Consider the following 24,456-nt stretch of genomic DNA (forward strand, 5'->3'; position numbering starts at 1 on the left):
TAACACATTCGCAGGTTTAAATTTATTAAACCTGCGAATGTGCACGCAAAACAGGTTATTGATCATGTTTTTCAAATAATCTTTTCCGTATGCTGCCGATACTTTTTATCTCTTCGAGGAAATATCATGGCTGCATCCGTATTTTATATTCCTTCTGTGAATATTATTGGTTCTGAATCATTGGGTAGCGCAATGGATACCATGCGCGACTACGGCTGGCGTCGCGCGTTGATTGTGACTGATGCCATGCTCAGCAAACTGGGTATGGCGGCGGATATTCAGAACGCGCTGAAAGAACGAAATATTGCCAGCGTAATTTATGACGGGACACACCCTAATCCCACCACGGGAAATGTGGCCGCTGGTCTTAAAGTATTAAAGGAAAATAACTGCGACTGCGTTATTTCTCTCGGTGGTGGCTCGCCGCACGACTGTGCAAAAGGTATTGCGCTGGTGGCCGCTAATGGCGGTGATATTCGCGATTATGAAGGCGTGGATCGTTCTGCAAAACCGCAATTGCCGATGGTGGCCATTAATACCACGGCGGGTACGGCCTCTGAAATGACGCGTTTTTGTATTATTACCGATGAGGCGCGCCATATTAAAATGGCGATTGTCGATAAACACGTTACCCCGGTGCTTTCTGTTAACGACTCATCGCTGATGGCGGGAATGCCTGCCCCACTGACGGCGGCGACAGGTATGGATGCCCTGACCCACGCGATTGAAGCTTATGTTTCCGTTGCCGCAACCCCCATCACAGATGCCTGCGCGTTGAAAGCGATCACCATGATCGCCGAAAACCTTGTTCATGCCGTTGAAGATGGCGGCAATACGGCGGCGCGTGAGGCGATGGCCTACGCGCAGTTCCTTGCTGGAATGGCCTTTAACAATGCCTCGCTGGGTTATGTACATGCGATGGCGCATCAGCTTGGTGGCTTCTACGATCTGCCGCACGGCGTCTGCAATGCGGTGTTATTGCCACACGTTCAGGTCTTTAACTCGCAGGTTGCGGCTGCCCGCCTGCGGGACTGCGCCAACGCAATGGGCGTGGATGTCAGCAAAATGACCGACAACCAGGGCGCGCAGGCCTGTATCGTGGAAATTCGCGCCCTGGCGCGTCAGGTGAAGATCCCGGCGGGTCTGCGTGAGCTAAACGTCAAAGAGGAGGATATTCCGGTGCTGGCAACTAATGCCCTGAAAGATGCCTGTGGGGTAACGAACCCTGTTCAGGCAACCCACGAAGAGATCATGGCGATTTACCGCGCCGCGATGTGACCCCTGTCGTAAACCCAACACTGACTGGCGAGAAAATCGCCAGCCAGAACTACCCTTGTTGTACACCAACAGCAAGGAGACGGTCATGACAAACAATCCTCCCTCATCGCGTATTCAGCCTGGCGAGTATGGTTTCCCCCTCAAGTTAAAGCCCCGTTATGACAACTTTATTGGCGGCGACTGGGTTGCGCCCGCCGACGGTGAGTACTATACGAATCTGACACCAGTTACTGGCCAGCCGCTGTGTGAAATCGCCAGTTCCGGGAAAAGAGATATCGATCTGGCGCTGGATGCGGCACACAAGGTGAAAGACAAATGGGGGCATACCTCTGTGCAGGACAGAGCCGCCATTTTGTTCAAAATAGCCGATCGAATGGAACAAAACCTGGAGCTGCTGGCAACGGCGGAAACCTGGGACAACGGTAAACCTATTCGTGAAACCATGGCGGCGGACGTCCCGCTGGCCATTGACCATTTCCGCTATTTTGCGTCCTGTATCCGTGCGCAGGAGGGGGGAATAAGCGAGGTGGATAGCGAAACGGTCGCTTACCATTTCCACGAGCCGCTGGGGGTGGTCGGGCAAATTATTCCGTGGAACTTCCCGCTGCTGATGGCCAGCTGGAAGATGGCTCCGGCACTGGCGGCAGGCAACTGCGTTGTGCTCAAACCTGCGCGCTTAACCCCGCTGTCGGTGCTGCTGCTGATGGAAGTGATTGGCGATCTGTTGCCACCGGGGGTGATCAACGTGGTGAATGGCGCCGGGGGCGAAATTGGTGAATATCTGGCGACGTCAAAACGTATCGCCAAAGTAGCCTTTACCGGGTCGACGGAAGTGGGTCAACAAATCATGCAATACGCGACCCAGAACATTATCCCGGTAACGCTGGAGCTGGGCGGTAAGTCCCCGAATATTTTCTTTGCCGATGTGATGGATGAAGAAGATGCCTTCTTCGACAAAGCGCTGGAAGGCTTCGCGCTGTTTGCCTTCAACCAGGGGGAAGTGTGCACCTGCCCGAGCCGGGCGCTGGTTCAGGAATCCATTTACGAACGCTTTATGGAGCGAGCGATCCGCCGTGTGGAGTCTATTCGCAGCGGTAACCCGCTGGATAGTGTCACCCAGATGGGCGCGCAGGTGTCGCATGGGCAGCTGGAAACCATCCTCAACTACATTGATATCGGTAAGAAAGAGGGAGCGGATGTCCTCACCGGTGGACGACGTAAGGTGTTGGGTGGCGAGCTGAATGAAGGCTATTACCTTGAGCCCACCATTCTGTTCGGCAAGAACAATATGCGTGTCTTCCAGGAAGAGATTTTTGGCCCTGTGCTGGCGGTGACGACCTTCAAAACAATGGAGGAGGCGCTGGAAATCGCCAACGACACGCAATATGGCTTAGGGGCGGGCGTCTGGAGCCGTAATGGCAATCTGGCCTATAAGATGGGGCGTGGCATTCAGGCTGGCCGCGTATGGACAAACTGTTATCACGCCTATCCGGCACATGCGGCGTTTGGCGGGTACAAACAATCGGGGATTGGCCGCGAAACGCACAAGATGATGCTGGAACATTACCAGCAAACGAAATGCCTGCTGGTCAGCTACTCTGATAAACCGCTCGGGCTGTTTTAATCACCCAGCTCAGGTCGCCCAGTGGCGGCCTGAGCAATTTGTTGGCGAAGGCAGTTCAGTACGCCGTCCAGGACGTATTGCACGCGCCAGGGCTGGTACTCGCGTTTGCGGAATATGGCGGTGAGATCGAGCCACCACTCCTCCTGATGCGGAAAACAGGGGACTAACATGCCATGAGTGAGCTCTTTTCTCAGGCTCTCTTTCGGGGCAAAAACAATGCCGAGATTATTTCTCGCAAGTTCCAGCGCAGTCTGGGTATTATCACAAATATAATTTCCGGTTACTTTATAGTCGCGCGCACCTTCACTGCCGTGAGCCCTGAAACGCCAGATGTTAGCATCGTCAACCAGCATCGAGTCTATTAATATACATGAGTGATTGATTAAATCATCGGGGCCGTTGATAGGGTGGAGTTTTAAATATTCTTTAGAAGCAAATGCCGTAACGGAATATTTTGTTAATATGCTTGCGACTAAACCTTCATCTTTCGGTTGGGCATAGGTGATTAAAATATCGCAATCGTCAGGGAACGAGACTCCCTCGGAAAATTCGTTGCTATCAAGGTTATAGGTTTTTAGCGAAATACGAATGTCGCCGGGATCTTCAATCTTGTGAATAACATAGCGAGCCAGATAGGTGACGATGCCCGTTGGGGCGTAGATCGTTACCTTCCCCCGTTTTTCATGCTTATAATCAGCAATAAAATTAATGAGTTGGCTATTTTTATCCAGTGAAGCATTAACGTAGGGTAACAACGCCTCTCCGAACTGTGTGAGTGACAGCTGGCGTGTGGTGCGCTCAAAAACTTTGAGTCCAACGCGGGTTTCAAAATCAGATAAATATTTACTCACATTGGCCTGCGCCATACCCAATAAGGCGGCAGCATCACCAATGCTGTGCGTTGCGGCGATGACAGAAATAATTTTCAACTCACGCGGCTTCAATTGCAGGTTACTCATCATGCGCACCCATCTATATGATTTTATATATAATATTATATAAACGGCAGCGTTGCATTGGCAAATTTGTAACCATTATTATTCGCCTCGCTTGTTTGGCGTTTAAATGGATTGCATGGAATGACTATTAATAAAAATTTACTCATCGCTGCCACGTTATTTGCATCATCATCCGCGATGGCCGGTGATTTTTCACTAGGGGCGGGGGCTGTATTTAATGAATCGCCTTACAAAGGGTATAACGAAAATACCACCGCAGTACCGTTAATTAGCTACGAAGGCGACCGGTTCTATGTGCGTCAGACCACGGGAGGATGGATCCTGTGGAAAGATGGTAAAAATGAACTGAGCCTGACGGCAACCTGGATGCCGCTGCATTTCGACCCGGATGATAACGACGACCATCAGATGAAACACCTTGATGAGCGTAAAGCATCGGCATTTCTGGGCGGCGCATACTATCGCCACGAAAGCTGGGGTAGCCTGAAATTCGCCGTTTCTGGTGATGCGATGGATGAAAGCGGTGGCGTGATGGGCGAAGTGTCCTATTTCCGCCCGATTCGTATGGAGCGCCTGACGCTGACGCCGTCAGTGGGCGTTTTCTATAGCGATGAAAGTTACAACGATTACTACTACGGCGTGTCCGGCAACGAATCTCGTCGCACCGGGCTGGATGAATACAAGGCTGGTGACAGCTGGACACCGTACGTTGGCCTTGCCGCAAAATACCAACTGACCCAAAGCCTGTTCCTGAATGCCAGCGCGGTGTACACCGTATTACCTGACGATGTGAAGAACAGCCCGATGATCGACCGTGATGACAGTTTCGCGCTGATGACGGGCGTGACCTGGCGTTTCTGATGGCTTAACACTGTCCCCACGGAAGGGGGCAGCCTCTCTGATTGCCTGGTGCTGTTGCGTTTATCTGGTTTGTCAGCCCTATGTTTTGCCGGGTGGCGGCTCCGCCTTACCCGGCCTACGATACGGCTTCAGGCCCGCGCAAGCGCAGCGCCGCCGGGCTTTTTATTGCCTTGATTATCTCCCTCTCCCGTGGGAGAGGGTTGGGGTGAGGGCAACGGGCAGCCAGGAATTAGGCCTCATCCACCCAAATTCGCATTTCCCCTTCACCGCGGTTCGCCCAGCTAAACCATGGAATAAAGGTTAATGTCTGAGGCTGACGCTGCACCGGTGAACGGTCGTATTGCCACAACGCATCTGAATCTGCTGCATGGCAACCGATGCCCTCTGCCTGAATCAGCATCTTATGAGCGAATATCCCTTTCCCTTCAAAGACCCGGAATGTGCTCTCCTCTGGCAGGGAGAGGTTATGCAGATTCGTACCGTTGTCGGCCTCTTCCAGGCAATATACCAACGGCCCGCGTTGCAGGGCGACTTTACCCGCCTGCTGGCGTACCTGTGGATTACCGTACAGACGGCGAACCGGCATGGGTAGCGTCAGCGTGAGGGTATCTCCCTCCTGCCAGCTGTGGGTGAGATAGAGATAACCTCGTGCCACTTCCCCTTTAATGACTTCGCCATTCAGGGCAACGTCCGGGGTCGCGCACCAGTCCGGCAGGCGCAGAGCCAGCGTGTGAGTCACCGGCACCGGAGAGGTAATGTCGATTTTTACCTGCTCATGCCACGGATAGTTACCGCTGATACGCAGCTGTAGCGTGCGATCGCCAACCGGGATAGTGACGTCGTTCCCCACATACAGGTTGATAAACAGCGCATCCTCACGAACGGTATAGATGTAATGACCGAGCGAAGTCAGCACACGAGCGATGTTTGGTGGGCAACACGCGCAGCCAAACCAGCGCTGGCGAACCGGCTTCACGTGATCGTAGATATGGTTGAACGACAACGTCCTGGGATGCACCTCAAGTGGATTCACATAGAAGAAATGCTTCCCGTCCAGCGCCATACCGCCTAATACTGTGTTGTATAACGCCCGCTCCATTACCTCGGCGTACTGGCTGTCTGCCTCCATCTCCAGCATCCGGCGGGCAAACATCATCAGGCCAATCGAGGCGCAGCTTTCGGCATACACCGTGTCATTAGGCAGATCGTAATCACTGCTGAAGGCTTCGCCGCTGCTCTGCGAGCCAATCCCACCGGTAATGTAGAGCTGACGCTGGGCCATATTTTTCCACAACCGCAAACAATCCTGGCGCTTGCCTTCGTCATGACTCAGGCGCGCCAGATGTGCCATACCTGCCATCAGATAGACAAAACGCACCGCATGACCAATTGCCGTTTGTTGCTCCGCAAGCGGCTGATGCGCCTGGCTATAGGCTTTGTCTTTCACCATCCACGCCGGGCCGTGGGTGTTCCAGTGTGACGTTTTGCCGCGCTTCTCGTATTCGATATCGTAAAAATGTGGCTGTGCCCCGCGCTCTTCGATGAAGTATTTCACCAGCGCCAGGTAGCGTGGCTCCTGCGTGACGTCGTACAACCGCATCAACGCCAGTTCAATTTCCGGGTGACCGGGGTAACCGTGCAGTTGGTTAACGCCTGGGCCAAACACAGTGTCGATGTGATCGGCAAGCTTGCACACCACCTCCAGCAAACGGCGTTTCCCCGTTTCCTGGAAATACGCCACGCCAGCTTCAATCATATGTCCGGCGCAGTAAAGCTCGTGGCACTCAGCCAGATTCGACCAGCGCGCTTCGGGGGCTTTCACCGTGAAATAGGTGTTGAGATAGCCATCTTCGCATTGCGCCGCCGCGACCAGCTCAATCACCTCATCGGCTGTTTTTTCCAGTTCTGCGTCGGGCTTCTGGCACAGTGACCACGCCACGGCTTCGAGCCATTTCGCCACGTCGCTGTCCTGAAACACCATGCCGTAGAATTCGCCTTTCTCCAGACCTGCCGCAATGCGGAAGTTAGTGATGGCATGGCTTGGCTCGGCTTCCGTCACGCGATCGTTGAGCGCATCCCACTGGTAAGGAATGACCACATCGCGCACCAGCTGCTGATACTGGCCAAGAAAGGGATCGTTAATTTTAAGCGTGTGCAGGTCGGCTTCCATTATGGACATCTCGTTCTCCTCAGGACTGTACGTGACGCTGACGCAAATCGGTGGAAATGCGCGACATCATTGGATTGTTGAGTCTGCACCAGCGGATAGAGACAGCCAGCAGCAGATGGAAAAGGGCAGGGAGCAACGTCTCCATGGCGGTGATGCCCTGCAGGGACGCCGGTGTCTGGTTACCGGCACCAGGCTGATAGGCCACGGCGATAAACACCAGGCTGATGATCCCGGCGCTGGAGGCCCACGCCAGCTTGATGAAAAACAGGTTGAAGGCGAAGTTCATGCCAGAGGAGCGCACGCCGGTTTTCCATTCACCGTAGTCGTCGGCGAAGGCCATCAGCGAAAAGTGCAGCGGCAGCGTAAAGCCCAGGATGACGCCGTTGCTCAGGATCACAATCAGCCACAGCGTCTGGTCATTCGGCCCACCGGGCAGGAACCACATTCCCGCCGCGAGTACGGCCAGCACCAGGTTGGTGTAATAGTAGAGTTTGACCGTATCAATACGACGGGACAGCGGGTTAACGATCACTGCCCCGAGAATGGCTGCAAAGGTCACCATGGTGAAAAACAGTGAGGTGTAGGCGGTGCTGCCCTGGAGCACGTAGGTGATGAAATACATATATCCGCCGCCGCGAATATTGAACACGTTAATCAGCAGGAAGGACATCACCAGCATCAGCAGCAACTGGTCATTATTACGCAGGCCAGCCAGATGCTCGCGGAGGGTGAATTTGCCCATCAGTGCCAGCGGTACTCGCTCACGCACCCAGAAGAAACAGCACAGGAACATCACCACGGCGATGGCACACAGCACGCCCACTCCAAGCTGATAACCCTTTGCGGCATTGCCCTGGCCTAATGCAGATACCAGCCACGGCAGGCCGACGGACACTAAAAACCCGGCAACGCCGCACAACACAAAGCGCCAGGACTGGCAGGAGATCACCTCGTTGTGGCGCGTTGTCATGGTGTTAATCAGCGCGCAGTAGGGCACGTTGATGGCGGTATAACCCACCGACAGGAGCAAGTATGTTCCGAATGCCCAGGCGATTTTCACCCCCATGCTGGCTTCCGGGACGGTGAAGGTCAGTACGCCGATGATCCCAATCGGTAATGCCACCCACAGCTGCCAGGGGCGAAAGCGTCCCCACCGGCTTTGCGTACGGTCAGCAATCACGCCCATCACTGGGTCGGAGATGGCGTCAAACACGCGAAGTGCAATAAACAGCGTGCCGACGAGAGCAGGCGTCAGACCAAAGATATCGGTATAGAAAAAGGTGAGAAAGTTCATGATAAGACAGGTAATTACCGTGCCGCCCGCGTCACCCAGGCCATAGCCTATTTTTTCGCGAACTGACAGGCGGTCATCCATTACCTGTTGTGCAACGTCAGATTGTGTAATCGGTGTGGAAGTCATGAGGTAACTCCTCGGTAATCGATTTTTATCGTATTTGTGCAAGGTACCCCATTCATTCTGCACTGAACGGAAAGACCAACAAGGGAAGGGAAAAGTATAAAAAGATGACGATTCCGACCTGATGCCAAAAATGTGAGTTGGATCGGGCGGAGAAGTTAATATTTATTAATAATCAATAAATAAACTCAATTTTCACGACGATAAAAGCGGGATAGTGAATACCGATGCTTGAATTATCCATAGCGCTTCCGATTAAAGTACAAAATGGCGGGTTATTCATTTCCCGGGGTGTGGGTCGCCATCCGGCGAGAAAATTGACGTCGTGGGAGATTATTTTTGTCGAAAAAGGGACGTTAACGATCCTCGAGGAAAATACCCTTTTTGAGGTGAAGGCCGGAGAGAGCTTATTGCTTTGGCCGAATCGGCGACACGTTGGCGTGGAGGATTTCCCGGCAGACCTCAAATTCTACTGGCTGCACTTTGAAGTGGAAAACGTTGAAGTGGAAAACGCCGCGCAGAACGCCCCGCCGCTGGCAATAGAACAACATTGCAGCGTCAGGGATGCGCAATATGTCATTTCACTGTTCCGCCAGTTTCTGAGCGAGCAGGAAAAATTACAGCGCAGCATTGCGCTGGAACTCTTGTTGCTCCTGATTTTACAACAGGTTTCGCTCTCTTCCGGATATGAAGACAAAATGGATGAGGCCGGCGCTTCGATGGCCTGGAAGGCGAAACAGCTCATTCGCACACAATTTCATTTACCCCTCTCCACTTCGCAACTTGCCAGGGAATTGCACTGTAATGCCGACTATCTGGGGCGGGTGTTTCGTCGCACCTTCCATTTAACCCTGACAGAGGCGATTCATCGCCAGCGTGTCAGGGCGGCAGAAAAACTGTTACTGAACGACTCCGCATCACTCACCGAAGTGGCAACCCGCTGCGGGTTTAATGACGTGGGCTATTTCCGGCAGATATTCACTAAGCACACGGGCTTAACACCCGCCGTCTGGAAACGGCGGTATTGTAAGGAACATATTAATTCCGGGTAATTACTGCCCGTAATACGCATTCGCCCCGTGCTTGCGCAGGTAGTGTTTGTCCAGCAGATCTTGCTGCATCACCGGTAGCTGGGGGGCCAGCTGGCGCGAGAACAAACCCATATAGGCGCACTCTTCCAGGACCACGGCGTTATGTACGGCATCGGCCGCATCTTTGCCCCAGGCAAACGGGCCGTGGGAATGCACCAGCACCGCCGGGATCTGCATCGGGCTAAGGTCACGCTCCTCGAAGGTTTTGATGATCACTTCACCGGTCTGATACTCATATTCCCCGGCAATTTCTGCTGTGGTCATCAGACGCGTGCAGGGGATTGCCCCGTAGAAGTAGTCTGCGTGAGTGGTTCCCCAGGCTGGTAGATCTTGCCCCGCCTGCGACCAGATGGTTGCGTGGCGGGAATGGGTATGCACGATGCCGCCAATCTCAGGATAACGGCGGTACAACGCAAGATGCGTTGGCGTGTCTGACGAGGGTTTTTTGCTCCCTTCGACAACCGCGCCGGTGGCGATATCTACCACCACCATATCCTTTGCGGTCATCACGTCATACTCCACGCCGGAAGGTTTGATCACCATCAGGCCGCTTTCACGATCGACTGCGCTAACGTTGCCCCAGGTAAATGTCACCAGCTGGTGGGCGGGAAGCGCCAGGTTTGCCGCCAGCACTTCGGCTTTGAGTTGTTCTAACATGCCATGCCTCCTTCCTGCATACGGGCTTCAATCCAGCGACGTGCCTGGATAATTTCAAGTACGGGTTCTTTTGCTTTTTCGGTCCACATTTCAATGAGAAATGCCCCGCGATAGTTCAGCTGATTCAGCGTGTTAAACACGCCAACAAAGTCAACGCACCCTTCGCCAAACGGCACATCGCGGAACTGACCCGGGCTTTGTTCGGTGACGGGTTGGGTATCTTTCAGGTGGATTGCGGCAATACGGTCAATGCCCAGCGTCAGCTCGGCGGTGACATCGTTACCCCACGCGCTCAGGTTGCCGACATCCGGGTAAACGCTAAACCACGGCGAGGCGAGCATGTCGTCCCACTTTTTCCACTTGCTGATGGAGTTCATAAAGGCGGTGTCCATGATCTCCACTGCCAGCATCACCTGAGCGGCAGCGGCTTGTTCAACTGCCCAGGCCAGCCCTTCGGCGAAGCGCTGTTGCGTGCCCTCGTCATGCTCTTCGTAATAAACGTCATAACCTGCAAGCTGAATGGTGCGGATACCCAGGTCACGCGCCAGCCTGATGGCTTTGGTCATGATCTCGCGAGCGCGTTCACGCGCGGTTTCATCGCGGCTGCCAAACGGGAAGCGGCGGTGGGCGGACAAACACATCGACGGGATCGATACACCTGTTTCCAGCATGGCTTCTACCAGAGATGCGCGCTGCGCGGTGCTCCACTCCAGGCGGGATAAACGTTCATCGGTTTCATCGACCGACATTTCAACAAAATCGAACCCGCAGCTTTTTGCCAGAACCAGGCGCTCTGGCCAGGAGAGTGTTTTTGGCAGCGCTTTTTCATAAATACCTAACGGATGCTGACGCATGGTTACTCTCCCCAGATGTCGCGGATTTGCGAATGGAATGCCTGTGCCACCTGCGGTGGATTTTCTGCACCTGCCAGCGCTCGCCCAGCGATAAAGGCTTTAACGTTGATCTGCTTAAACAGCGGCAGGTCGGCAGGGGTGATCCCACCGGTGATTGAAAGCTGCAAACCGATATCGGACAGCGCTTTCATTTTGGCGAGATCCGCTTCGCCCCACTGTTGACCGCTGGCCTGGGCATCACGTCCACGGTGGTAGATGGCTTGCTGTACGCCAGTGCGATACCACGCACGGGCATCGTCCAGTGTCCAGTTACCAAACAGCTCCATCTGGATTTCACCGCCGCAATGTTGTGCAACCTCATGGCCTTTTTCAACAGTTGCCAGCGGCGCGGCGCAGATGATGGTCATCCAGTTGGCTCCTGCGCCAAATGCCTGTTGTGCCAGTGTTTCCCCGGCATCTGCCACCTTCCAGTCGGCCACGATGATTTTATCCGGGCACTGTTCGCGAAGCGCGCGCACGGCGTGTAAACCCTCGGTCAGGCACAGAATGGTGCCCGCTTCGACGATGTCGACATGATCCGCAAGCAAAGCGACATCGCGCTGCGCGGCCTGAAGTGAGGTATGGTCGAGCGCCAGTTGCAGTAATGGACGGCTCATAGGTCAAACTCCTTAACGCGGGCGTGATAGCCCTGTAGTGCGGTAATCAGTAACTGGTATCGGTGGTATTTGCGCTGGTAGGCCGCATGGGCGCGCATGTCGGGTTCAATAATCCGGATGTCATGTCTCAGGGCACGCTGCGCAGCGTGAAAATCGGCATAGATACCCATACCGACGAGTGCCGCAAGCGCGGCGCCGGAACACCCCGTCTCTTCAACCTGCGGCAGCTCTATTGCCAGGCCGCTGACATCTGCCAGCATTTGCATCCACACATCCGAATGGGTTGGGCCACCCGTGACACGCAGTGACGTCACCTGCGTAAAGCGTTCGAGCATCCGGTTCAGGTGGGTCATGTGGCTAAAGACCACGCCTTCATAAACCGCCTGCAACAGATGGGCTCGGGTGTGGAGCGCCTGCATTCCGTAAAAACCACTGCTCATCTCCAGGCCAGCGTTGCTGCCATAGAGAAAAGGCAGGAAAAACACATCGCTTTCCGCTTTCGGTAAGCTTGCGACGGCGTGGTTAATCTCACTGAACGACACGTCACCCCACTGCGCGGTCAGCCATTCCAGGTTGCCGGATGAGGTAGGGCTGGCTTCATGCACGATGTACTGCTGCGGGTGAATATAGCGGCCATACACATAAGGAAAGGGTTCGTTATCGCGAATGCCGTTGGCGATCCCGCTGGTCACGGCCCAGGTTCCCATCACCGCGTTAAGCGTATATTCGTCATGTAATCCGGCGCAGATCGCGGTGGAAACCACATCAAACAGCCCGCCAACGACGGGAGTACCCGCCGCCAGACCGGTAAGCGAGGCTGCCTGAGCGGTGATTTCCCCGCAAATTTCTGCTGACCCGACAATGGGCGGAAGCGCGCCATCAATTTCGCTAATCCCGAGCCAGCGAGTCAGCTGCGGGTCGTACTGGCCGGTGTTCATGTTGTAGAGGTTGGATTCTGAGATGTTGCTCTCTTCGCAGCCTTTTACCCCCGTCAGGCACCAGCGCAGGTAGTCGTGCGCCATCATCACGCAGCCAATCTGCTGATAACGCTGCGGTTCGTTCTCTTTGACCCAGCGCAGGAGCGATGCCGGATGCCCTGTCCACAGCGTCTGGCGCGTGTGCGGGTAGAGTTTTTCGGGGATGCCGTCCTGCTGCCAGCGTTGCACAATCTCCAGTGCCCGACGGTCAGAGGAGAGCATGGCGTTGCCCAGCGGTTGATCCTGTTTATCAAGAAGAAACAGCCCTTTGCCCTGAGCAGAAATACCGATACCTTTGATCTGCTCGCCGTCGACACGGGCGTTTTTCAGCAGCAGCGCGACGGTTGTGTGGCAGTGTTGCCAGAGCTGGTGCATATCCCGTTCGGCATAGCCAGGGCGCGGGCTGAGGGTGGAAACCGAGCGGCGCTCAATACAGACTTCTTTACCCTGGCTGTTGTATAAACCGGCTTTCAGATAAGTACCGCCACAATCGATACCCAGCCAGAAGGGCTCTTTTTCACTCATCTTCATCTCACTTATGCGCCGGGTGGCGCTGCGCTTACCCGGCCTACGGTTTGGTTTAGTGGGTCAGGTGAGGGCATCAGGCCGCACGTTTATGCGGATTCACCGTGGGATTCGTTTCCGATCCGGCATCGCATTTCGCCGGTAACAGCAGGGCCAGCAACGATGCCAGCGCCAGAGATACCGCCAGGCAGTAAACCCCTGCGTCTTTGCTGTACAGCGTGATAAGCACGCCTACCGCATAAGGGCCGCAGAAACCACCGAGGTTGCCCAGGGCGTTAATGACACCGCGCGCACCGCCTGCCATTTCGGCACTGAACAGACGCGCCGGAATGGTCCAGAACACGCCAGCAGCGGATTGCAGGAAGAAGCCGCAGCCGACCAGAGCGGAGTAGGCCAGCCAGGTGTTCTCTTTTAGCGCCACAGAAAGGAACATGCAGAGCGCGAAGCCAATCAGCGGCAGGGAGACAAACAGTTTGCGTTTGCCGGTACGGTCAGAGAGTGAAGAGAACAGGAACATGCCCGCAATAGCACCGATGTAAGGCAGAACGGCGAGCATCCCCACCTGGCCGATGCTGGTGTGTGTCAGCTCTTTCAGGATGGTGGGCAGCCAGAGGGTGTAACCGTAAATCCCGGTCTGGTAGAAGAAGTTCAGGGCGATTAACTGCCACATGGTTTTGTCGGAAAGCACGGCGCTCAGTGAGGCGTTTTTCACCTCTTTACCGGCGATCGCTTGTTGCTCTGCCGCCAGGGTTTGTACCAGGTAGTTTTTTTCAGCCTCGGAAATCCAGCGTGCTTCCTGCGGACGGTCGTAGACGGTGAGCGCCCACAGCACCAGAACCACAATCGACAGCAGGCCTTCAATGATGAACAGCCAGCGCCAGTCGAGTGCAGTGATTATCCAGCCCGACAGCGGCGCGGTGATAATCCCGGCGATGGGTACAAACATGATAACAATGGCGTTTGCCCGACCACGTTCGGCATCCGGGAACCAGTTACTGATCATCGTGAGCACAACAGGCAGCATCCCGCCCTCAGCCACACCGAGTAAGAAGCGCAGCGCCAGCAACTGATACTGGTTCGTGACGAGACCCGTCAGTACTGAGAGCACCGCCCAGGCGACCAGCGACCAGCCGATGAATTTCTTACCACTGCCGTGAACGGCAATTTTGCCGCCAGGCACCTGGAGGAATAGATAGCCAAGGAAGAAGATGCCACCCGCCAGGCCTGCCATGGTGGCAGAAATGCCCAGCTCCTCGTCCATGCCGCCAGGCATCGCAAATGCAATATTCACACGGTCCATATATGAAATAATGCAGGCGATAAGAATGGGAGGGATAATTCTTAGCCAGCGCTGGTGCGGAATATCCGCATGTAGAGCATTAGAAGAAGTGTTCATATTTAATGTCTCAGTTAATGTAACCGATATAGGGATGTTATTTTTATTGTTATTGCGTTGCTTTATTCATAGCGCTAATGCCGTCACGCAAAATGGCAATGCGATGGCTGACGTTAGCATTAGCATTTATTTCCAGTAATTTAATACCGGAGAATTTCAATGTTGCGGTGCTCGCCGCAGTAAACAGTGATTTTGCGTGTTCAGCCGTCATTAAACTTTCGGCGCAGAACGAAGAAAACGGCGCATGGAGATCCTGCCAGTCACCGTACTCGCCGGTTGCTGTTGTGCCGGAGAACATCAGTGCCCCGAGCTTACCGGTCTTGAGTGCCGCCTGAACATGCTCAACAGGTCGCGTGGTATTTCGTCCTTCAATGGCCGAACGCGCCCAGTTAATGCACACGCTGATATCGGTGTCTTTCACGACGTCCAGCACCTGCTCCAGGGGTAAAAACCCCTTACGTGGTGCGCTGCCGGTCATGGCATCGCAGTGTTCCAGAACCAGATCGCATGACCAGTCCCATCCGGCGATTTCGCGGATGGAACGGGCGAAGGCGTCAGTGGCCTGCTCAACCGAGGCGTTGCCTGCCTGTGGGGCGGCCTGCATTTCCAGCGCGATCACTTTGCCCGGGAAACGCGTATTGACGGCATCAATCTTTTGGCGCAAATAACGGTAAAAATTGATGCTGGCTTTTCGCTGATCTTCGTCTGCGGAGGCCAGGCCAAAGGCACCGTTTGTGCCACGCCGGCGCATGGTTTCCATCACTGCTGTGACCACGATTTGCCAGTCGCCAGGCGTATGACGGAACAACCATTCATCGCCATAAGGATGAAGGTCTTCAAGGCAGGGTTGTTCCAGCCCGCGAATGTACGGCGTGTCGGAAAGTTCTCGCCAGAAGGTGTGTTCTTCTTGTTCCCCTTTCTGGTGAAACGAGGGTGCGCAGGGGTACGCACCAATAATAAAACCGGTGTTGGTCATTTCGCGTTCCTGTATTTATCAGAAAATTACGGTAATTCGCTGATTGCCACTTTCACTACAATTTTACGAATTGCAGTTTCCTTGTTTTTAATACAGGCAGGACGATGAACATCCTGCGGGAAAAATATGGCGTAATTGCCTGGAGTCATTTCAATAAACGATTCGTTTTCACTGCCGTGATAAAAAATAATATCCCGTTGTTCCAGCAACGATTCACTTATTTCGTTATTACCTGTATCAATAGCGATACCTATTTTTTCTTCACCCCAGGCGAGAAACTGGATATCCAGGTAACGGCGATGCACTTCAGGACGGTTTTGGTGTTGTTCCTTCGTTTTAAGGTCGAGCACCTGGGCGAAGATGTTCCGTCCGTCAATTTCCACGACGCCAGGCTCCAGGGCGGTGAAGTCTGTGGTGCGCAGAAAATCGAGTGCTTTTTCAATTGCCTGCGGCAGGCGGCACGGGTTTGGCTGTGAAATATGTCCGAATATCATGGCGTCACTCCTTACAGCGACTGGATCTTCGCCCAAACGCTGTCATCAACGGTGATACCGTTACGACGGTTCTCTTCCAGCAGGCGCGTGAATTCATGCCCTGGCAGGCGAACAGCAACGTTTTCGTCTGAGCGCTCGGCCTGGGTGATGAAATCCATAATGCGCTGAAGTTTGGCATCGCGGGTTGGGCCATCGATCAGTTTATCGACCTCAATGGCGATAAAGATCTGCGACACGCCGTACTCGTCGCTGTTGTCCTGGGTGACTTCCGCCACAGAGGAGCCGTTAGAGAGCAGGGTCGCAATCATATCCAGCACGATAGACAGGCCAGAACCTTTCCAATAGCCCATTGGCAGAATGCGGCGGTTTTTCTCAATCACACCCGGCTCTTTGGTCAGATTGCCTTCGTCGTCAAACCCTCCGTCAACCGGCAGTGTGCGCCCGGCCAGGCGGTTCACTTCCAGCATCCCGTAAGAGAACATCGACATCGACATATCCACCATGGTGATGGGGCTGGACGGGATTGCGACGATCAATGGGTTTGTCCCGATGCAGCACTCTTTCGATCCCCACGCAGGCATCACGGCGATGGAGTTAGTCCAGCAAATGCCAATATAGCCTTTCTCCGCAGCCTGCCATCCGTAGCTGCCACCGCGCATCCAGTGGTTAGCGTTCCGCAATGCTACCAGACCGATACCGTGGTCGGAGGCCAGCTCTGTGGCGCGATCCATCATCTTTTTCGCCGTCAGGTTACCAATAGAACGCTGGGCGTCCCACTGTTCGATAGCACCCAGCGTGGTCACGCGCTTTGGCAGCGCATCAGGAATGATGTCGCCCGCGTCAAGCTGCTGGATAAAACGTGGGAAGCGATTCACGCCATGTGAATAGACGCCTGATTCTGTGGTGCGGGCAAACATCTCCGCACATGCCTCTGCGGTATCGGCTTTAATGCCGCGATTGAGCAGAACGCGATTAAATGCCGCTTTCAACTCTTCGAATGTCACTTTCATCCCTGTTCTCCTGTTCTTTTTAGGGGGCGCTATGAGTGCTTTTTTATCTCTAAATTTCACTATGCGAAATCTGATTTCAAATATAGCGATCAATTTTTGCCAGATCAACGACATTCATGATTTTCAAAATCGATTAAAATCAATTGGTTGTGTTTTTTCTGTTGAGATCGTGAACTGAGCCACACTTTGCGCTACCATCAGGGCGCGATAAAAAGGAGCCATTTGATGAGCATGAAAGAGAGCGAAATGACGCAAGAAAAAGAGAGGCCAGCAGGTAGCCAGAGCTTGTTTCGCGGCCTGATGCTAATTGAGATCCTCAGTAACTACCCGAACGGGTGTCCGCTGGCGCATTTATCAGAACTTGCGGGGCTGAATAAGAGCACCGTGCATCGGCTGTTACAGGGTTTACAGTCGTGCGGCTATGTCACACCAGCCCCGGCCGCGGGCAGCTATCGCCTGACTACCAAATTTATTGCCGTCGGACAAAAGGCGCTGTCGTCGCTGAACATCATCCACGTGGCGGCGCCACATCTTGAGACGCTGAACATTGCCACGGGTGAGACGGTGAACTTCTCCAGCCGGGAAGATGACCATGCCATTCTGATTTACAAGCTGGAACCGACGACAGGGATGTTGCGTACGCGCGCCTATATTGGCCAGCATATGCCGCTCTACTGTTCCGCAATGGGTAAGATTTACATGGCGTTTGGCCACCAGGATTATGTGGCGAGCTACTGGGACAGCCATCAGGAGCAGATCCAGCCCCTGACGCGAAACACCATTACTGAACTCAGCGCCATGTACGATGAGCTGGCGGACATTCGCGAACACAGCCTGGCGATGGATAAAGAAGAGAATGAACTGGGCGTGTCGTGTATTGCCGTGCCGGTCTTTGATATTCATGGCCGCGTGCCGTATGCCATCTCCATATCGCTTTCTACCTCGCGTATGAAGCAAGTGGGCGAGAAGAACCTGTTAAAACCCCTGCGTGAAACCGCAGAGGCGATTTCCCGCGAGCTGGGTTTTACCGTGCGCAACTAAACGTCTGGCAAAAAGCCAGATCGGGTGGCAAATGCCACAAATCTGGCTCCTTTCCCCTGTTTGATCAAAGCGCTGTCGCGCACCTCTCTGGCACTCTGCGGTTTTAAGCGCGCAGGCGGAGTGAAGAGATGAACCGGTTTATTGTTGCTGATTCGGCAAAGTGCATTGGCTGTCGTACCTGCGAAGTGGCCTGCGTGGTTTCGCATCAGGACACGCAGGATTGCGCAGCTGTTACTGCCGTGGCGTTTTCTTCGCGTATCCGGGTGATAAAAGGCGGCGCATTTACTACTGCGGTAGCGTGTCATCAGTGCGAAGACGCACCCTGCGCGAATGTGTGCCCAACCCAGGCAATTCGTTCTGAGGCGGGAGTCTGGCGGGTGGAGCAGTCTCGCTGCATTGGCTGCAAGAGCTGTATGGTGGCTTGCCCGTTTGGGGCGATGCAGGTTGCCGTGGTCGCGGAACACGCCCAGGCGCTGAAATGCGATTTGTGCGCGCATCGCGCGGACGGGCCAGCCTGCGTTGCTGCTTGCCCGACTCACGCGCTGAGCTGTGTTGATCCCGCCAGATTACGCGCCGAACGTCTGCGTTATCTGGCATAGGGCGTTACTGGCCGCCTTCGCGCCAGGCGATTTCAATCTCTTCTGCGAGAATTTTCACGCCAGCTTCAATTTTGTCCGGATCGGGAACGTAGTTCATACGCATACACTGGTGCGTGTGCGGCCACGGCTTATCCAGACCCGGGAAGAAGTAGTCCCCTGGCACCATCAGGACGCCGCGTTTTTTCAGGCGCTGATAAAGCAGCTCCGTCGAAATTGGCAGATCCTTAAACCACAGCCAGAGGAATATTGCCCCTTCCGGTTTATGGATCAGGCAGCGTTCTTCCGGTAAATAGCGGCGAAGGATGGCAATCGTGTCCTGAACGCGCTGGTAATAGAACGGTTTAATCACGTCGTTTGACAGACGCAGCAGGTCGTTGCGTTTGATCATTTCGCACATCATCGCCGGGCCGATACCACCAGGTGAAAGGCTAATAATGCCGTTCATATTGGTGATGGCGGTGATGATTTTTTCGTTGGCAACGATGATACCGCAGCGGCTACCCGGCAGGCCGAGCTTGGAAAGGCTCATGCACAGCACAATGTTCGGGTTCCACAGCGGGCGCGCTTCGCTGAAAATGATGCCAGGGAAAGGCACGCCGTAGGCATTATCAATGACCAGCGGGATGCCGTGTTGATTCGCCAGCGCATCGAGCTTCATCAGTTCGTCATCGGTAATCACGTTGCCCGTTGGGTTGGTAGGGCGCGACACGCAGATCATGCCCGTCTCTTCACCAATGTGCAGGTGTTCAAAATCGACGTGATACTTGAACTGGCCTTCCGGCAGCAGCTCGATATTCGGACGTGCAGAAACAAACAGGTCTTCTTCGAGGCCGGAATCGGCGTAGCCGATGTATTCCGGGGCCAGCGGGAACAGCACTTTTTTGGTGGTGCCGTCGGCGCGACGTCCTGCAAAGAGGTTAAACAAGTAGAAAAATGCACTCTGACTGCCGTTTGTCAGTGCAATATTCTGTGGCTCGATATCCCAACCCAGCTCTTCACGCAGCATATCGGCAAGGAGGGTGAGCAGCTCTGTTTTACCCTGAGGGCCATCGTAATTGCAAAGCGCATCAGTCGCTTTACCGTTTTCCAGCATGTTGGCAAGCAGCGTCTGGAAATACTCATTCATCTCCGGAATTTGAGCCGGGTTTCCGCCGCCGAGCATGATTGCGCCCGGTGTGCGCAGCCCGTCGTTGAGATCCTCCATCAGGCGTGTAATGCCTGAATGGCGGGTAAATTTGTCGCCGAAAAGTGAAAACGTCATAGCAGGTGTTCTGTCGGGCTTATTATGAAAGTGGGTAACCATAACGCTAGCATCGGGCGGGTGCAAATCGAGTGAAACGACAGGGTTTATTGTTTTATCCGGCGTGGGCGTATTTATGTGGTGGATTGTTCTGCTGGTTTAACCCCCACCCTTTCGGGAGAGGGTTAAGGAGAGGGTTACTGATTTCCTGCCCACACGACCATGGCTTTATCGCCATTATGCTCACGCACAAAACCGTACCCTTCTTTTAGCGACAGCGTGGTTTGTTTACCTTCGCCAATGGCCGGGTGGCGGGCGCGGAACTGCCCCAGGATCTGCCAGTGAGCAACGGTTAACGCCTCTTTGCCCGTGACATCCTGCCAGTTCATATCCGAACGTGTTCCCTGAAGTGGATCAGATCCTGTCGGGCCAAATGGGCGTTCGGATTCATCCCCGTAGTAGATTTGTACACTTCCTGGTGCCAGCAGGAGCAGCTCTGCGGCACGCTGCCCTCCTTCGCGGAACAGACGGGTATCGTGTGAAGAGAGGTAGCTCAGAACGTTGAATCCCTGGAGCTTTTCGGCCATTTGCTGCCAGGTTAAGTCGATATCGGCCAGGCAATCCACCGCTTTCGCCGCCTGCTCCTGGTAGTCGAAGTTGATCATTGCATCGAAACCGTGGCGGTAATAGTCGCTCTGCATAACCCCGTGCCCCCAGGATTCACCGGTCATCCAGAACGGGGCATCATCGAGCTTTTTGGTGGGGTTTTCTGCTTTCCACGCCTTTAACGCTGCGCTTGTCTGGTCTTTCAGCTGCTGCCATGCGGCAAGTTCGACATGTTTAGCCGTGTCGACACGAAAACCGTCGATGCCGTAATCACGTACCCACTGGCTGAGCCAGTGAGTCAGGTAATCGCGTGGCGTGTAGCCGGCAATCTCTTTGGCGTGGGTGTCTGGCTTGTGTTGATAAAAGTTTGGCAGGCCGGAAGGGACGGTTGATTCTGTTTTCAGGTCAGGTAAAAACGCCAGCGACATGGTTAAGTCGTCATAACCCGGACTGTCGTAATCACCGATATCGGTGCGTATCCATTTTTTACCCCACCATTTTTCCCACGCGGCTTTGTCACTGAAATTAATGTAGTCGTTAAAACTATGCCAGCTCTGGCCAGCGCCCGGTTTCCAGTCGGTCCAGTGTTCGCCCAGGGTCTTTTTCAGCTCGTCGCCTTGCAGATACAATGCGCCAAATTGGCATTCCTGCATATCGGCGAGCGTGGCATAACCCGTGTGGTTCATCACGATATCGAACAGGATGCGGATACCGCGCTTGTGGGCTTCATCAATCAGATGACGTAAGTCGTCTTCCGAGCCCATATTGGCATCAAGCTTTGTCCAGTCCTGCGTGTAGTAGCCGTGGTATGCGTAGTGAGGGAAATCGCCTTTCGTACCGCCGCCCACCCAGCCGTGGATCTGTTCCAGCGGGGAGCTTATCCAGAGCGCGTTAACACCCAGTTGCTGTAAGTAATCGAGTTTACTGGCGAGGCCTTTGAGGTCACCGCCGTGGAACGTGCCAATCTCCTGCATTCCGTCTTTATGGCGACCGTAGCTGTTGTCATTCGTCGGATCGCCATTAACGTAGCGATCGGTCAGTACGAAGTAGACGGCAGCATTTTGCCAGCTAAAAGGGGCAGGTTTGTCGGTTTCGGCACGCTCCAGCAGCAACAAACCGTTGCTGTTAGCTGCGGGCTGAAGTGTGATTTTTCCCTGCTGCACGGTCGCGGTTTGCTTGCTGTAGAAATCGCGCACCACTGAGCCTTCAGGGAAGGTGCTGCTCACGTCGAGGGTTAGCGGTTTTCCGTCCCATTTTGGACACTGACGGATTACGTTTGCCACCGGCTGTTCCGTCACGCTTTGAATCGCCAGCATCAGGGTTGGCGTGCCAGAACGGGTATCGACACGCATCTGGTAGTCGCCATCACGGAACAGACGCCACTGCGGTGGAGTACCTTCGCAGGGTTTAAGCGACAACATCTCGTTGAGTTTTATGGCATCTGTTGGCTGCCAGCACGTGTTGTCAAAACTCAACGTCAAAGGACGAGTACCCTTCGCGAGCTTTGCATGGCTGGTGAATATTCCGGTGCCTTCGGCACTGAACGCGCCAAAACCCGGTGATGTCCAGTCCGCGTGTGCCAGTGCGGGTAACATCAGAAAAGCTAATGCAGTGCGTTTCATTCCATTTTCCTGTCGCGGCATTTTTGACCAGTGTGCCACCAGGTAAAGTCGAGAAACTCATCCCTTTGCGCTTTCTGAGAGGGTGATGCGAAAGGATGAGTGATCCCGCGCAAAATTAAGTAGTTATCTGCGATAACGCACACAATTTTTCAGGAATGATGTTTTAGTGAGCAACTTTTAGGTGACATAGTTTCGGAATTGGACTATTTCTTTAGGTGCTCTGGAAGTCTATTTTTGTTATGATTTGAGATTCCGCTCTCAAATTTGTGAAAAAAATAAGGTGTTGGAATGTCTAAATCCGACCAGGAGACCTAATGATATCGACTCCCATTCGACGATTTGGGGCTACGATACTCATGTTACTCACCGTGTCATTTTCAGGTGAGGTGCTTGCGAAAACGCACACGGATACATCGAGTCATAAAGCCCACGTCATAAAGACGACGAGTAAAAGTAAGGTTAGCAGTAAACAAGAGTATTCTCGCAATAGTGCAAAGAGTAGTTCACTTCCTGATTTGCGAAAATACCCTTCCGGAACACCAAGGAAAAAAGCGTTTCTCCGGACGGTAATGCCTTATATTACAAGTCAAAATTCCGCGATTACTGCGGATCGTAACTGGCTGACATCAAAGCAGTACGATAGCCGCTGGTCGCCATCTGAACGCACGCGTCTGAAAGATATCGCGCAACGCTACAAGATAAGCTGGAACGGTAACACGCGTCGTGTGCCGTGGAATGCGTTGTTAGAGCGTGTGGATATCATCCCAGGCAGCATGGTAGCGACAATGGCCGCAGCCGAAAGTGGCTGGGGTACGTCGAAACTGGCGCGTAGCAACAATAATCTCTTCGGTATGAAGTGTGTCAAAGGCCGTTGTAACAATGCGCCAGGAACGGTGAAAGGGTATTCGCAGTTTGAGTCTGTGAAAGACTCTGTGAACGCCTATGTGGTGAACCTGAACACGCATCCGGCATACTCCTCATTCCGTAAGTCACGCGCTCAGCTGCGTAAAGCGGATCAGGAAGTGACGGCAAGCACGATGATCCACAAGCTGAAAGGTTATTCCACCCAGGGACAGAGTTATAACAACTATCTGTTCGCGATGTACCAGGATAACCAGCGCTTAATTGCCGCACATATGTAATCCTCAAAAAAACGCCTTCCACTGGAAGGCGTTTTTCTTTTCTGCATCAGACTATATCAGCACTTCACTGTGACGCTCCCGATACTCCTTCGGCGTGGTGTCGTATTCTTTCTTGAATACCGAGTAGAAGTATTGCAGCGACGGGTAACCACACATCTGCGATATCTCGTTGATAGATAGCGAGGTAGAGACCAGCAGGCTACGCGCTTTCTCCAGTTTCTCGGCGTGGATGACGGCATGAATGGTTTCGCCAACCTCTTCCTTGAAGCGTTTCTCCAGGTTGGAGCGCGAGATGCCAACTGAATCCAGCACCTGATCGACCTTGATTCCTTTGCAGGCATGGTTGCGAATGTAGTGCATGGCCTGGATTACGGCCGGGTCGTTCAGGGAACGGTAATCGGTTGAACGGCGTTCCACCACACGAACGGGAGGAACCAGCAAACGCTGGAGTGGCAAGGCTTCGTTATCCAGCAACCGGTGGAGTAATTTCGCCGCCTGATATCCCATCTGGCGTGTTCCCTGCGCAACCGACGACAGCGCCACGCGTGACAGATAACGGGTAAGCTCTTCGTTATCGATACCGATGACGCACAGTTTTTCGGGAACAGGAATGTGTAAATGCTCGCAGACCTGTAGCACATGGCGGGCACGCGCATCGGTTACTGCGATAATGCCGGTTTGCGGAGGCAATGTTTGCAGCCAGTCTGCAAGGCGGTTTTGCGCGTGCTGCCAGTTTTCTGGTGCGGTTTCCAGCCCCTGATACACCACCCCGCGATACTTCTCCTGCGCAACCAGTTGGCAGAAGGCGTATTCACGCTCCATTGCCCAGCGTTTACCGCTTGAGGCGGGCAGGCCATAAAATGCAAAGCGGTGAACGCCTTTCTCTTTTAAATGCAAAAAGGCACTTTCGACCAGCGCATGATTATCGGTCGCGATGTAGTTAACCGGCGGGTAATGTTCGGGTGAATGGTAAGAGCCGCCGACACCCACAATCGGGACGTCGACGTCGGTAAGCAACTGTTCGATGACGGGATCGTCATAATCTGCGATCACGCCATCGCCAAGCCAGTCTTTGATATTTTCTATGCGAGCCCGGAAATCTTCTTCGATGAAAATATCCCACTCCGATTGCGACGCCTGCAAATATTCACCTACACCTTCAACCACCTGACGGTCGTAGGCTTTGTTGGCATTGAATAACAACGTAATGCGGTGACGCTTCTCAAACATGGCTTACTTCCCAAATAAGTAACAATGCTGT

At 53.8% G+C, this 24,456-nt stretch carries 21 protein-coding genes; 7 read left to right on the forward strand and 14 right to left on the reverse strand.

The genetic code is table 11. The features are described 5' to 3' along the window. Nucleotides 1-126 precede the first annotated feature (126 nt). Together yiaY and aldB are read left to right on the forward strand one after the other, a co-directional pair. On the forward strand, nucleotides 127-1,278 hold the full coding sequence (gene yiaY, locus ACT9TW_RS06065) for an L-threonine dehydrogenase (RefSeq protein ID WP_446491891.1): 1,152 nt from the start codon (nucleotides 127-129) through the stop codon (nucleotides 1,276-1,278). An 85-nt stretch (nucleotides 1,279-1,363) separates the two neighbouring features. Further along, entirely contained in the window at nucleotides 1,364-2,902 is a 1,539-nt protein-coding gene (gene aldB, locus ACT9TW_RS06070; protein ID WP_446491892.1) for an aldehyde dehydrogenase AldB, read from the forward strand. On the opposite strand, the gene ACT9TW_RS06075 is transcribed toward aldB, so the two are convergent. Next, entirely contained in the window at nucleotides 2,899-3,864 is a 966-nt protein-coding gene (locus tag ACT9TW_RS06075; protein WP_446491893.1) for a LysR family transcriptional regulator, read from the reverse strand. The two genes, aldB and ACT9TW_RS06075, sit on opposite strands and share 4 nt — an antisense overlap. 117 nt (nucleotides 3,865-3,981) lie before the next feature. On the opposite strand from ACT9TW_RS06075, the gene ACT9TW_RS06080 reads away from it, so the two are divergent. Beyond that, on the forward strand, nucleotides 3,982-4,722 hold the full coding sequence (locus ACT9TW_RS06080; protein WP_182063201.1) for a MipA/OmpV family protein: 741 nt from the start codon (nucleotides 3,982-3,984) through the stop codon (nucleotides 4,720-4,722). A 229-nt stretch (nucleotides 4,723-4,951) separates the two neighbouring features. Here ACT9TW_RS06080 and ACT9TW_RS06085 read toward each other — a convergent pair whose 3' ends face one another. Both ACT9TW_RS06085 and ACT9TW_RS06090 read right to left on the reverse strand, forming a co-directional pair. Then, on the reverse strand, nucleotides 4,952-6,901 hold the full coding sequence (locus tag ACT9TW_RS06085; protein ID WP_446491894.1) for a glycoside hydrolase family 127 protein: 1,950 nt from the start codon (nucleotides 6,899-6,901) through the stop codon (nucleotides 4,952-4,954). A 10-nt stretch (nucleotides 6,902-6,911) separates the two neighbouring features. Then, nucleotides 6,912-8,312, reverse strand: a complete 1,401-nt coding sequence (locus ACT9TW_RS06090; RefSeq protein ID WP_182063203.1) for an MFS transporter — start codon at nucleotides 8,310-8,312, stop codon at nucleotides 6,912-6,914. Nucleotides 8,313-8,536: 224 nt separating this feature from the next. Here ACT9TW_RS06090 and ACT9TW_RS06095 point away from each other — a divergent pair, with 224 nt between their 5' ends. Continuing rightward, on the forward strand, nucleotides 8,537-9,361 hold the full coding sequence (locus tag ACT9TW_RS06095; protein WP_182063204.1) for an AraC family transcriptional regulator: 825 nt from the start codon (nucleotides 8,537-8,539) through the stop codon (nucleotides 9,359-9,361). Here ACT9TW_RS06095 and araD read toward each other — a convergent pair whose 3' ends face one another. The 8 genes from araD to yiaK form a co-directional block, all read right to left on the reverse strand. Beyond that, nucleotides 9,362-10,057 carry an L-ribulose-5-phosphate 4-epimerase gene (gene araD / locus ACT9TW_RS06100; RefSeq protein ID WP_182063205.1) on the reverse strand — a complete coding sequence of 232 codons (696 nt, stop codon included), beginning with the start codon at nucleotides 10,055-10,057 and terminating at the stop codon, nucleotides 9,362-9,364. Then, nucleotides 10,051-10,911 (reverse strand): L-ribulose-5-phosphate 3-epimerase, encoded by an 861-nt coding sequence (locus ACT9TW_RS06105; protein WP_182063206.1) that lies wholly within the window; start codon nucleotides 10,909-10,911, stop codon nucleotides 10,051-10,053. Before ACT9TW_RS06105 ends, araD begins: the two co-directional genes overlap by 7 nt. A gap of 2 nt (nucleotides 10,912-10,913) precedes the next feature. Continuing rightward, nucleotides 10,914-11,567: a 3-keto-L-gulonate-6-phosphate decarboxylase UlaD gene (gene ulaD / locus ACT9TW_RS06110; protein ID WP_182063207.1), complete on the reverse strand. Its 654-nt coding sequence runs from the start codon at nucleotides 11,565-11,567 to the stop codon at nucleotides 10,914-10,916. Next, nucleotides 11,564-13,069 carry an FGGY-family carbohydrate kinase gene (locus ACT9TW_RS06115; RefSeq protein WP_446491895.1) on the reverse strand — a complete coding sequence of 502 codons (1,506 nt, stop codon included), beginning with the start codon at nucleotides 13,067-13,069 and terminating at the stop codon, nucleotides 11,564-11,566. Before ACT9TW_RS06115 ends, ulaD begins: the two co-directional genes overlap by 4 nt. A 76-nt stretch (nucleotides 13,070-13,145) precedes the next feature. Next, complete coding sequence (locus tag ACT9TW_RS06120) at nucleotides 13,146-14,465, reverse strand: MFS transporter (protein ID WP_182063209.1); 1,320 nt, start codon at nucleotides 14,463-14,465, stop codon at nucleotides 13,146-13,148. Nucleotides 14,466-14,514: 49 nt separating this feature from the next. Then, complete coding sequence (locus ACT9TW_RS06125; RefSeq protein ID WP_446491896.1) at nucleotides 14,515-15,441, reverse strand: DUF4862 family protein; 927 nt, start codon at nucleotides 15,439-15,441, stop codon at nucleotides 14,515-14,517. Nucleotides 15,442-15,467: 26 nt separating this feature from the next. Beyond that, a complete protein-coding gene (locus ACT9TW_RS06130; RefSeq protein WP_315688731.1) occupies nucleotides 15,468-15,935 on the reverse strand; it encodes a YhcH/YjgK/YiaL family protein in 468 nt (155 codons plus the stop codon). An 11-nt stretch (nucleotides 15,936-15,946) separates the two neighbouring features. Then, the gene (gene yiaK / locus ACT9TW_RS06135; protein ID WP_182063211.1) at nucleotides 15,947-16,945 is read right to left on the reverse strand and encodes a 3-dehydro-L-gulonate 2-dehydrogenase; all 999 of its coding nucleotides are present in this window, start codon (nucleotides 16,943-16,945) and stop codon (nucleotides 15,947-15,949) included. Between the two features lie 225 nt (nucleotides 16,946-17,170). On the opposite strand from yiaK, the gene yiaJ reads away from it, so the two are divergent. Continuing rightward, nucleotides 17,171-17,986 (forward strand): IclR family transcriptional regulator YiaJ, encoded by an 816-nt coding sequence (gene yiaJ, locus ACT9TW_RS06140; protein WP_446491897.1) that lies wholly within the window; start codon nucleotides 17,171-17,173, stop codon nucleotides 17,984-17,986. Nucleotides 17,987-18,114: 128 nt separating this feature from the next. Next, a complete protein-coding gene (locus ACT9TW_RS06145; RefSeq protein ID WP_259833803.1) occupies nucleotides 18,115-18,585 on the forward strand; it encodes a 4Fe-4S binding protein in 471 nt (156 codons plus the stop codon). 4 nt (nucleotides 18,586-18,589) lie between these two features. Here the strand turns inward: ACT9TW_RS06145 and avtA are convergent, their stop codons facing one another. After that, complete coding sequence (gene avtA / locus ACT9TW_RS06150) at nucleotides 18,590-19,846, reverse strand: valine--pyruvate transaminase (protein WP_182063214.1); 1,257 nt, start codon at nucleotides 19,844-19,846, stop codon at nucleotides 18,590-18,592. Between the two features lie 176 nt (nucleotides 19,847-20,022). After that, nucleotides 20,023-22,053 carry an alpha-amylase gene (locus ACT9TW_RS06155; protein WP_446491898.1) on the reverse strand — a complete coding sequence of 677 codons (2,031 nt, stop codon included), beginning with the start codon at nucleotides 22,051-22,053 and terminating at the stop codon, nucleotides 20,023-20,025. Between the two features lie 314 nt (nucleotides 22,054-22,367). On the opposite strand from ACT9TW_RS06155, the gene ACT9TW_RS06160 reads away from it, so the two are divergent. After that, on the forward strand, nucleotides 22,368-23,195 hold the full coding sequence (locus ACT9TW_RS06160) for a protein bax (RefSeq protein ID WP_182063216.1): 828 nt from the start codon (nucleotides 22,368-22,370) through the stop codon (nucleotides 23,193-23,195). A gap of 51 nt (nucleotides 23,196-23,246) precedes the next feature. On the opposite strand, the gene xylR is transcribed toward ACT9TW_RS06160, so the two are convergent. After that, nucleotides 23,247-24,425, reverse strand: a complete 1,179-nt coding sequence (gene xylR / locus ACT9TW_RS06165) for a D-xylose utilization transcriptional activator XylR (protein WP_182063217.1) — start codon at nucleotides 24,423-24,425, stop codon at nucleotides 23,247-23,249. Between the last annotated feature and the right edge of the window lie 31 nt (nucleotides 24,426-24,456).

The organism is Enterobacter sp. C4G1, assembly GCF_052886895.1.

What these genes read in the sequence shown, in the direction of transcription:
- yiaY (WP_446491891.1), top strand. Translation starts at nt 127, where the DNA reads ATGGCTGCATCCGTATTTTATATTCCTTCTGTGAATATTATTGGTTCT.
- aldB (WP_446491892.1), top strand. Translation starts at nt 1,364, where the DNA reads ATGACAAACAATCCTCCCTCATCGCGTATTCAGCCTGGCGAGTATGGT.
- ACT9TW_RS06075 (WP_446491893.1), bottom strand. Translation starts at nt 3,864, where the DNA reads ATGATGAGTAACCTGCAATTGAAGCCGCGTGAGTTGAAAATTATTTCT.
- ACT9TW_RS06080 (WP_182063201.1), top strand. Translation starts at nt 3,982, where the DNA reads ATGACTATTAATAAAAATTTACTCATCGCTGCCACGTTATTTGCATCA.
- ACT9TW_RS06085 (WP_446491894.1), bottom strand. Translation starts at nt 6,901, where the DNA reads ATGTCCATAATGGAAGCCGACCTGCACACGCTTAAAATTAACGATCCC.
- ACT9TW_RS06090 (WP_182063203.1), bottom strand. Translation starts at nt 8,312, where the DNA reads ATGACTTCCACACCGATTACACAATCTGACGTTGCACAACAGGTAATG.
- ACT9TW_RS06095 (WP_182063204.1), top strand. Translation starts at nt 8,537, where the DNA reads ATGCTTGAATTATCCATAGCGCTTCCGATTAAAGTACAAAATGGCGGG.
- araD (WP_182063205.1), bottom strand. Translation starts at nt 10,057, where the DNA reads ATGTTAGAACAACTCAAAGCCGAAGTGCTGGCGGCAAACCTGGCGCTT.
- ACT9TW_RS06105 (WP_182063206.1), bottom strand. Translation starts at nt 10,911, where the DNA reads ATGCGTCAGCATCCGTTAGGTATTTATGAAAAAGCGCTGCCAAAAACA.
- ulaD (WP_182063207.1), bottom strand. Translation starts at nt 11,567, where the DNA reads ATGAGCCGTCCATTACTGCAACTGGCGCTCGACCATACCTCACTTCAG.
- ACT9TW_RS06115 (WP_446491895.1), bottom strand. Translation starts at nt 13,069, where the DNA reads ATGAGTGAAAAAGAGCCCTTCTGGCTGGGTATCGATTGTGGCGGTACT.
- ACT9TW_RS06120 (WP_182063209.1), bottom strand. Translation starts at nt 14,465, where the DNA reads ATGAACACTTCTTCTAATGCTCTACATGCGGATATTCCGCACCAGCGC.
- ACT9TW_RS06125 (WP_446491896.1), bottom strand. Translation starts at nt 15,441, where the DNA reads ATGACCAACACCGGTTTTATTATTGGTGCGTACCCCTGCGCACCCTCG.
- ACT9TW_RS06130 (WP_315688731.1), bottom strand. Translation starts at nt 15,935, where the DNA reads ATGATATTCGGACATATTTCACAGCCAAACCCGTGCCGCCTGCCGCAG.
- yiaK (WP_182063211.1), bottom strand. Translation starts at nt 16,945, where the DNA reads ATGAAAGTGACATTCGAAGAGTTGAAAGCGGCATTTAATCGCGTTCTG.
- yiaJ (WP_446491897.1), top strand. Translation starts at nt 17,171, where the DNA reads ATGAGCATGAAAGAGAGCGAAATGACGCAAGAAAAAGAGAGGCCAGCA.
- ACT9TW_RS06145 (WP_259833803.1), top strand. Translation starts at nt 18,115, where the DNA reads ATGAACCGGTTTATTGTTGCTGATTCGGCAAAGTGCATTGGCTGTCGT.
- avtA (WP_182063214.1), bottom strand. Translation starts at nt 19,846, where the DNA reads ATGACGTTTTCACTTTTCGGCGACAAATTTACCCGCCATTCAGGCATT.
- ACT9TW_RS06155 (WP_446491898.1), bottom strand. Translation starts at nt 22,053, where the DNA reads ATGAAACGCACTGCATTAGCTTTTCTGATGTTACCCGCACTGGCACAC.
- ACT9TW_RS06160 (WP_182063216.1), top strand. Translation starts at nt 22,368, where the DNA reads ATGATATCGACTCCCATTCGACGATTTGGGGCTACGATACTCATGTTA.
- xylR (WP_182063217.1), bottom strand. Translation starts at nt 24,425, where the DNA reads ATGTTTGAGAAGCGTCACCGCATTACGTTGTTATTCAATGCCAACAAA.